The sequence below is a fragment of the Halomarina ordinaria genome (assembly GCF_030553305.1).
In the GTDB taxonomy this organism is placed as follows: Archaea; Halobacteriota; Halobacteria; order Halobacteriales; family Haloarculaceae; genus Halomarina; species Halomarina ordinaria.
Genome location: NZ_JARRAH010000006.1, coordinates 85,885 through 93,953, shown reverse-complemented (window position 1 = coordinate 93,953; position 8,069 = coordinate 85,885). Strand labels below are relative to the sequence as shown.

The window sequence follows — 8,069 nt, the reverse complement described above, 5'->3', positions numbered from 1 at the left end:
CGGCGTCGACGCCTACCGCTTCGACGGCGACCTGACGGCGTTCGACGTCGACGGCACCGCGACCGTCGGCTTCGACGAGCGCGACGACTGAGCGTCGCCCTCACCCACGTTTTCTGACAGGCATCGCCGCCGAGAGCGAGCCGACCGTCGACGGGCGCCAGCGCGGGTACACCCCCTATAATGGGCCGCTACCGCGGCGTCGTCCGCGGTTCCGACGCGAACGCTCCTCGACGAGGTTCGGCACGGATGTAGACCGTCACGATGGCTCTACACGCCCCAGAGACGCCGAATTCGAGCGTTCCGATGTCGGACAGGCGACTCATAACAAAGGGCCTGGCTGTCGCTGGTTGAACCAACGAATCAGTATGATGGCATCAGGAGGTGTCGCGCGGCGTGGTCTCGCTCGCGCGACTCGATTTGCTGGCGACGTCGTATCGGCCCTTGGCGACCGACCGGCCGGGGGGGAGAGCTGATGGCGACGGTGTGCGTCCACGGGCTCGGCTACGTCGGGCTCCCGACGGCGGCGCTGCTCGCGCACAACGGCCACGACGTCACGGGCTTCGACGTCGACGAGGCCGTCATCGACCGCCTCTCGCGCGGCGATGTCCGCACCGGCGAGGCCGAACTCCGCGAGTACATCGCCGAGGTCCTCGACTCCGGCGCGCTCACGCCCGCCGACGAGATTCCCGCCGCGGAGTTCCACCTCGTCTGTGTCCCGACGCCGCTCGACGCCGAGGCCGAGCGCGCGGAACTCGCCTACGTCCGGAGCGCCGCCGAGGGCATCGCGGGCGTCCTGCGCGAGGGCGACACGGTCGTCCTCGAGTCGACGGTCCCCCCCGGAACGACCGAGGGACCGCTGCGCGAGGTACTGGAGACCGGCTCCGGGCTCCGGGCCGGGACGGACTTCGGGCTCGCGTACAGCCCCGAGACGGTCCTCCCGGGGAACATCCTCTACGAGCTCCGGGCGAACGACCGGTTCGTCGGCGGCGTCGGCGAGGCCTCGACGGAGACCGCGGCGCGCCTCTACGAGCCGTGCATCGACGGCACGGTCCACCGCGCGCCGGACGCGAGCACCGCCGAGTTCGTGAAGCTCGTCCAGAACGCCTACCGCGACACGAACATCGGCTTCGCGAACGAACTCGCGCGCGTCGCGGCGGACTACGACATCGACACCCGGACGGCCATCGGGCTGGCGAACCGCCACGCCCGCGTCGACATCCTCCAGCCGGGCCCGGGCGTCGGCGGCCACTGCCTCCCGGTCGACCCGCTGTTCCTCGCGCACGGCTCCGAGTCGGTCGACCTCATCCGCCACGCCCGCCGCGTGAACGACAGCATGACGGGCTACGTCGTCGACCTCGTCCGCGAGTACTTCGGCGGCCTCGACGGCAAGCGCCTCGCCGTCCTCGGCGTCGCCTACAAGGGGAACGTCGACGACACGCGCAACAGTCCCGGCCTGCGCCTCGCGCGCCTGCTGCGCGCCGCCGAACAGGAACCCCCGGCGGTCGCCGACGGTGGCACCCACGGCGGCATCGAGACGCGCCTGCACGACCCGCACGTCTCGGACGACGACGGCGAGTTCGGCCTCGTCCCGCTGGAGACGGCGCTCGACGGCGCCGACGCCGCCATCGTGACGACCGACCACGACGAGTTCACGGAGATCGACCCGGCGGACGCGGCCGACCGGATGCGCGGTCGCCTGCTCGTCGACACCAAGGGCCTCGTCGACGACGGGGCGTGGCGCGACGCCGGCTTCGACGTGATAACCCTATGACGGCGGCCACGCCGGACGCCCCCGACCAGCCGACGGTCTGGGTCGACCTCGCCTCCCCCTCCCACCCGTTCTTCTTCAAGGGCATCGTCGACGGCCTCGACCGCCCGACGGTCGTGACGGCCCGCGAGAAGACCGAGACGGTGGCGCTGGCCCGCGAGGCCGGTTTCGACTTCTCGGTCATCGGCCGTGACTACGACAACGAACTGGCCCGGACGCTCGGCGTCCCCCTTCGAACCGTCCAGCTCTCGCTGTCGGCACCCGACGCGGCCGTCTCGCTGTCGGCGCGCAACGCGATGTGCGTGCTCGCCTCGAAGGCCCACGGCATCCCCTCCATCCACTACACGGACAACGACATCACCTACTACCAGGACGCGCCGTTCGTCGAGGACGCGTTCAACTACTTCCGGGCGATGGCGACCCACCACGTCGTCCCCGCGGCGTTCAAGACCGCGGAACTCACCGACTACGGCGCCGCCCCCGAGAGCGTCCACACCTACGACGGCTACAAGGAGGAGGTCGCCATCGCCGACTTCGACCCCGACGAGTCGTTCCTCGAGAAGCTCCCCTTCGAGGCGTTCGTCGTGGTCCGCCCGGAGGCGATGGGCGCCGCCTACATCGACATCGAGGAGTCGCTCGTCCCGCGCCTGCTCGACCGGGTGGTCGACGCCGGCTTCAACGTCGTCTACCTCCCCCGCCGACCGCGCGACCGGCGCTACGCCGACCGCTACCCCGACGACCGGGTGTTCGTCCCCGACCAGCCGCTCCAGGGGCTCCAGCTCGCGTGGTACGCCCAGTGCGTGCTCACCGGGTCCGGGACGATGGCCCGCGAGGCGGCCGCAATGGGGAAACCCGCGGTCTCCTTCTTCCCGCACACCATGCTCTCGGTCGACCAGCAACTCGTGCGCGAGGACCGGGTCTTCCACTCCCGGAACGTGAGCGACATCGCCGACTACCTCTCCGGTCTCGACGGCGGCGACATCGAACCGGACCTGGCCCGCGCCCGCGAGGTGCACGACCAGGTCGTCGACATCACCGACGGCATCATCGAGGAGGTGACGAACCGATGACGGCCGACGCGAACGCCGGTGGCGACGCCGACGCCGACGCCGACACCGACGCAGACATCGCCCCCCGGGCCGACTTCCTCGTCGACCTGCTGGAGGACACGCTCCGGTACGCCCGCGAGCGCGACTACACCGGCTGGGACTACTTCGACGGCATGAGCAGTCGGCTGCTGAAGGGCGCGCCCGTCGACAACAAGTGGCTCAACATCGCCGTCCAGGAGGGCATCAAGCGCGCGCCCGTCAACCTCCGCCCGCTGTTCCTCGTCGAGCAGCGCCAGAACTTCAAGGGGAGCGCGCTGTTCTCGATGGCCAACGACACGGCCTACGACCTCACCGGCGACGACCTGTACCGCGCGGAGGCCGAGTCGCTCGCCGAGTGGCTCATCGACAACGCCGCCACCGGCTTCGCCGGCTTCTGCGGCGGACACACCCACGAGATGCAACTGCTCGACGAGCGCCGCGACGCCTACATGCCGAACGCCATCCCGACGTCGTTCGCCGTGAAGGCGCTGTTGCGCGCCGCCGAGCGGACCGGCGAGGAGCGCTACGCCGACATCGCCCACACGGCGACGCAGTTCGTCTACGAGGACCTGGAGTACCGCGAACTGGAGGGCGGCGCCCGCATCAAGTACCAGCCGGAGTACACCGGCGAGTTCTACACGCTCAACTGCGGCGCCATCGCCGCGCGGATGCTCATCGACCTCTACGACTACTTCGGCGAGGAGGAGCTCCTGGAGCGCTCGACGAAGCTCCTCGACTACCTCGCGACGAGACAGCAGCCCATCGGCGGCTGGACCTACCGCGACCCGCCCGGCGCGTCGCACCTCTCGATGGACAACCACCACAACGGGTTCATCATCGAGGGGTTCCTGCGCTACCGGGAGGTCACCGGGAGCGACCGCCACGCCGACACCATCGAGTCGGCGCTCTCGTTCTACAAGGAGACGCTGTTCGAGGCGAACGGCGCGCCCAACTGGGACGAGGAGTCGCGCTACCCGAAGGACATCCACGCGGCGACCCAGGGCATCATCGTCTTCTCGATGGCCGGCGACCACGCGTTCGCCCGGCGCATCATCGACTGGGTGCTCGGGACCCTCTACGCCGGCAACGGGCGCTTCTTCTACCAGCAACGTCGCCTCTACACCAAGCGTTTCACCCTGATGCGCTGGTGCGAGGCGTGGATGGCCTACTCGGTCGCCGAGTACCTCCGCTACGCCGGAGGGGAGTGACCCGATGGAACTCGAAGTCTACCTCAACAGCGTCAAGAAGCACTGGGACGACCCGAACTGGTGGCGCCGCGTCGCCGGCCAGTTCGTCGTCGAGAAGAGCGTCGTCAAGCCGTACTTCCAGTACGTCTCCGACTACGAGGGCATCGACGTGATGGGCGAGGACTGGGACAACCTCGTCGTCCTCGACGCCTGTCGCTACGACATGTTCGCGGAACAGAACACCATCGAGGGGCGCCTGGAGTCGCGGTACTCGCGCGGGTCGAACACCCCCGAGTGGCTCCGCGAGAACTTCGCGGGCCGCACGTTCGAGGACACGGTGTACGTCACCGCGAACCCGCAGATAACGGTCCGGCTCCCCGAGAACCCGTTCCACGACGTGGTCAACGTCTGGACGGACCACTGGGACGACGACCTGAACACCGTCCACCCGGCGGTCATGGCCGAGGAGACGGCGAAGGCCGCCGAGCGCTACCCCGACAAGCGCGTCATCGCGCACTTCGTCCAGCCCCACTACCCCTTCATCGGGGAGACCGGCCGGAAGGTCATCGGCCAGCAGGCGGGGATGGAGCTCTCGAAGCGCATGGCGGACGGCGCGAACGCCGAACAGGACGACGAACACGTCTGGGACAAACTCAAGCGCGGCGCTATCGACGTCGAGACGGTCTGGACCGCCTACCGCGAGAACCTCGACCTCGCGCTCCCACACGTCGAGACGCTCCTCGACTCCCTCCCCGGCACGACCGTCGTCACCTCCGACCACGGCAACCTGCTCGGGGAGCGGCCCACCCCCTGTCCGGTCCCGATGGGGATGTACGGCCACCCCGAGGGCGTCTACACCGACCACCTCGTGAAGGTCCCGTGGCTCGTCGTCGAGGGCACGGAGCGAAAGGAGGTCGTCGCGGAGGCGGCCGTCGAGGGCGAGCGCGTCACCGCCGAGGAGACACAGGAACGCCTGCAGGACCTCGGCTACCTGTAGGGCCCATCGAATCGATTCCTCAGTCCTCCAACCCGCCAGCGCCGCGGCGCGTCAGCGCACGCCGAGCGTCTCCAGAATCCGCGACCAGTCCTCGGTCGCCGCCTCGTAGGAGTAGCGGTCCGCGACCGCGGCGGCGTTCTCGCCCAGTCGGGCCGCGAGGTCGTCGTCGCGCAGGAGGCGCTCCAGCGCGTCGGCGAGCGTCTCCGGGGTGAGGTCGTCGAGGACGAGCGCCGTCTCGCCGTCGCGGGCCACGTCGGGGACGTTCCCCACCGCGGGGACGACGCAGCCGAGGCCGGTCGCCATCGCCTCGACGAGCGTCAGCGGGAGCGCGTCGCGCTCGGAGGTGAGCACGAACGCCCGCGAGCGCCAGTAGTACGACAGCGGGTCGTCGACCCAGCCGGCGAGTTCGACGCTGTCCTCGAGGCCGTCAGCGCGAACCCGCGCTTCGACCGCCCGTTCGAGGGGGCCGTCGCCGAGCATCACCGCGTCGACCTCGTCCCCGCGTTCGCGCAGTTCCGCGAGCGCCGCGACGAACAGTTCGGGGTCCTTCTCCTCGTTGAACCGCCCCACCCAGACGAGGTCGTACTCGGGGTCGACCTCCGGGTTCGGGTAGTAGGCGTCGACGTCGATGGGGTTCGCGAGGACCTCGACGCGCTCGCGCGGGACGCCCATCCCGACGAGCCGGTCCTCGAACGTCGTCCCCGGGACGGAGACGGCGTCGAAGCGTCTGATGAGCCACCGTACGGCGGCGCCGTAGCGCGGCGCGCGCGCGTGGACGTCGAGGTCGATGCCGATGATGCCGAGGTGCGTCGGGAGGCCGAAGACGGTCCCGACGGCGAGCGCGATGCAGCCGTGGGGGAGCAGCGAGAAGGAGGCGACGGCGTCGTACTCGCCGCGCCACGCCTCGTAGAGGGCGGCGACGAGCATCAGCGCGAGGCCGAGCGGTCGCACGCCGAAGGAGGGGACCGTCCGGTAGTCGATGCCGGGGAGCGACTCGTCGCCCGTGATGCAGACGACCGTCACGTCGGCCGTCTCGGCCAGCGGCTGGACGTGGCGCTCGATCTTCGAGAGGTTTCGCGTGAAGTCGGTGACGACGAGGACGGACGGGGTGCGCTCGGACGCGGGGTGCACGTCGTCGCCCTCCTCGCCGGCGCACCCGGGTTCGCGGGCGTCGGCGCTGTCGGTGCGGTTCGGCACGGTTGCCCGACGTACCCCGTCTCGGGGCATTGTTAGCCGTGTGCTACCCGCTCAGCCGCTCGCTGACTCGGCCTCCTCGGCCGTCTCGCCCTCCTGGAGCCGGCGTTCGGCCTCGTCGCGGTCCTCGGGGTAGCCGACGTCGATGCGCCAGCCGTCGAGCGGGATGGCGTCGATGGTGCGCCCGCTCCGGATGAGGAGGTCGACGGCGTCGCTGAGTTCGTACTCGCCGCGGTCGGACGGCTGGACGAGGTGACAGGCGTGGAAGATGGCGGGCGAGAAGGTGTAGAAGCCCGTCATCACGAGGTTCGAGGGCGGGTCGTCGGGCTTCTCGACGACTTCGGTTATCTCGCCGTAGTCGTTCGTGATGCAGACGCCGAAGCGCGAGGCGTCCTCGTAGGGCACCTCCTCGACGAGGAAGGCGGCGTCGGTGCGCTCCTCGGTCTGTCTGCGCACGACGTCGGCGAGGTTGGCCTCGAAGACGTTGTCCCCGAGGATGAGCATGAAGTCGTCGTCGATGTACTCCTCGGTCGTCAGGAGGGCGTGCGCCAGTCCGTTCGCCTCGCGCTGGTGGCAGTAGGTGATGGGGACGTCCCCGTAGCTGTCGCCGTAGTAGTCGATGATGTCCTCCTTGCGGTAGCCGACGACGACGACGAACTCCGTCGCGCCGAGGTCGAGGAGGCGGTCGAAACAGTGCGTGAGTATCGGGTCGCCGTCCACCTCGACGAGGCCTTTCGGCTTCTCGTCGGTGAGCGGACGGAGCCGGGTTCCCTTCCCGGCGGCGAGTACGACTGCCTGCATTGTCACTGCCGACCCACGAGAGGGGCATTGTTATGGGCCGGCTATCCCGTCGTCATCGGAAGTGGCGACCGACGGCGCGTTTCGTGTACTGGGCGGCCGTGAACGCCGGGCGCCCGCCGAGCGACAGCGCGAACGTGAGGTACGGCTGTGCGGAGAGCGGCCACGCCCGGAGCGCGCGCAGCGCGAACCGCCGTGCGTCGCCGTAGCGGCCGACCTTCAGCGCCGAGGTGGCGACCACCGACGCCCGCGAGGCGACCATCTTCCGGACCGTCGTCCGGCCGTACTCGGCGGCCAGCGGGCGGAACGTCTCGACGAACAGGGGGTAGGCGACGTCGCGCTTCGCCTCCAGGTCGTCGGAGATCTGGTCGTGGTCGGCCATCCGGTGGTCGACGAGCGGGTCGTCGACCGCCTCGACGCGACAGGCCGTCGAGAGCCGGATGGGCCACTCGCGGTCCTGCCAGCAGGGGAAGCGTTCGTCGAGGAGGCCGACGTCGTCGACGACCGACGCCCGGACCATCAGCGTCGAGAAGGTACCGAAGGGCGCGCCGGTGAGCAGCGCCTCGGTGACGTCGCCGCGAACCGAGGGTCGGAGGACGTGGTTCACCCGGTCGCCGGTGACGTAGCGCTGGCCGGTGTAGACCAGCCCCACCTCGGGGTCCGCGAAGCGGTCGAGCTGGCGTTCGAGTTTCGTCTCGTGCCAGGTGTCGTCGTCGTCGATGAACGCGACGAACGCGCCGTCGGCGGCGCGAATCCCCGTGTTCCGGGCGCCGTTCGCCCCCGTGTTCTCCTCGTGGCGGATGCACGTCACCGACGCCGCGGGGCCGACGTCGAGGTCCGAGAGCAGCGGGCCGACCGGCTCCGGGGAGTGGTCGTCGACGATGATGAGTTCGACGCGGTCGTGTGTCTGGTCGAGGACGCTCTGGGCGGCGTCCGAGAGGTACTTGGGGCGGCCGTACGTCGGCACGACGACGCTGACGAGCGGCGACCGACCACGGTCGGGGGCCATCGTCCTCCGATAGCGACCCACGGCGCTT

Annotated in this window: 7 protein-coding genes; 4 read left to right on the top strand and 3 right to left on the bottom strand. The window is 69.9% G+C overall.

What is annotated here, in order from left to right; translation table 11 throughout:
- The first annotated feature begins 472 nt into the window (after positions 1-472).
- The 4 genes from P1Y20_RS18750 to P1Y20_RS18735 are packed head-to-tail and all read left to right on the top strand — an operon-like array spanning position 473 to position 5,040.
- On the top strand, positions 473-1,771 hold the full coding sequence (locus tag P1Y20_RS18750; protein WP_304450220.1) for a nucleotide sugar dehydrogenase: 1,299 nt from the start codon (positions 473-475) through the stop codon (positions 1,769-1,771).
- A complete protein-coding gene (locus P1Y20_RS18745) occupies positions 1,768-2,838 on the top strand; it encodes a DUF354 domain-containing protein (RefSeq protein WP_304450219.1) in 1,071 nt (356 codons plus the stop codon). Before P1Y20_RS18750 ends, P1Y20_RS18745 begins: the two co-directional genes overlap by 4 nt.
- Positions 2,835-4,064, top strand: a complete 1,230-nt coding sequence (locus P1Y20_RS18740) for an antibiotic ABC transporter permease (protein WP_304450218.1) — start codon at positions 2,835-2,837, stop codon at positions 4,062-4,064. Before P1Y20_RS18745 ends, P1Y20_RS18740 begins: the two co-directional genes overlap by 4 nt.
- 4 nt (positions 4,065-4,068) lie before the next feature.
- Complete coding sequence (locus P1Y20_RS18735; RefSeq protein ID WP_304450217.1) at positions 4,069-5,040, top strand: hypothetical protein; 972 nt, start codon at positions 4,069-4,071, stop codon at positions 5,038-5,040.
- 51 nt (positions 5,041-5,091) lie between these two features.
- Here the strand turns inward: P1Y20_RS18735 and P1Y20_RS18730 are convergent, their stop codons facing one another.
- From P1Y20_RS18730 to P1Y20_RS18720, 3 genes are read right to left on the bottom strand one after another with little or no spacing between them, the layout of a single operon-like run.
- A complete protein-coding gene (locus tag P1Y20_RS18730; RefSeq protein WP_304450216.1) occupies positions 5,092-6,237 on the bottom strand; it encodes a glycosyltransferase family 4 protein in 1,146 nt (381 codons plus the stop codon).
- Positions 6,238-6,288: 51 nt separating this feature from the next.
- Complete coding sequence (aglF, locus tag P1Y20_RS18725; RefSeq protein WP_304450215.1) at positions 6,289-7,035, bottom strand: UTP--glucose-1-phosphate uridylyltransferase AglF; 747 nt, start codon at positions 7,033-7,035, stop codon at positions 6,289-6,291.
- 52 nt (positions 7,036-7,087) lie between these two features.
- Entirely contained in the window at positions 7,088-8,041 is a 954-nt protein-coding gene (locus tag P1Y20_RS18720; RefSeq protein WP_304450214.1) for a glycosyltransferase family 2 protein, read from the bottom strand.
- Positions 8,042-8,069: the final 28 nt, after the last annotated feature.

What these genes read in the sequence shown, in the direction of transcription:
- P1Y20_RS18750 (WP_304450220.1), top strand. Translation starts at nt 473, where the DNA reads ATGGCGACGGTGTGCGTCCACGGGCTCGGCTACGTCGGGCTCCCGACG.
- P1Y20_RS18745 (WP_304450219.1), top strand. Translation starts at nt 1,768, where the DNA reads ATGACGGCGGCCACGCCGGACGCCCCCGACCAGCCGACGGTCTGGGTC.
- P1Y20_RS18740 (WP_304450218.1), top strand. Translation starts at nt 2,835, where the DNA reads ATGACGGCCGACGCGAACGCCGGTGGCGACGCCGACGCCGACGCCGAC.
- P1Y20_RS18735 (WP_304450217.1), top strand. Translation starts at nt 4,069, where the DNA reads ATGGAACTCGAAGTCTACCTCAACAGCGTCAAGAAGCACTGGGACGAC.
- aglF (WP_304450215.1), bottom strand. Translation starts at nt 7,035, where the DNA reads ATGCAGGCAGTCGTACTCGCCGCCGGGAAGGGAACCCGGCTCCGTCCG.
- P1Y20_RS18720 (WP_304450214.1), bottom strand. Translation starts at nt 8,041, where the DNA reads ATGGCCCCCGACCGTGGTCGGTCGCCGCTCGTCAGCGTCGTCGTGCCG.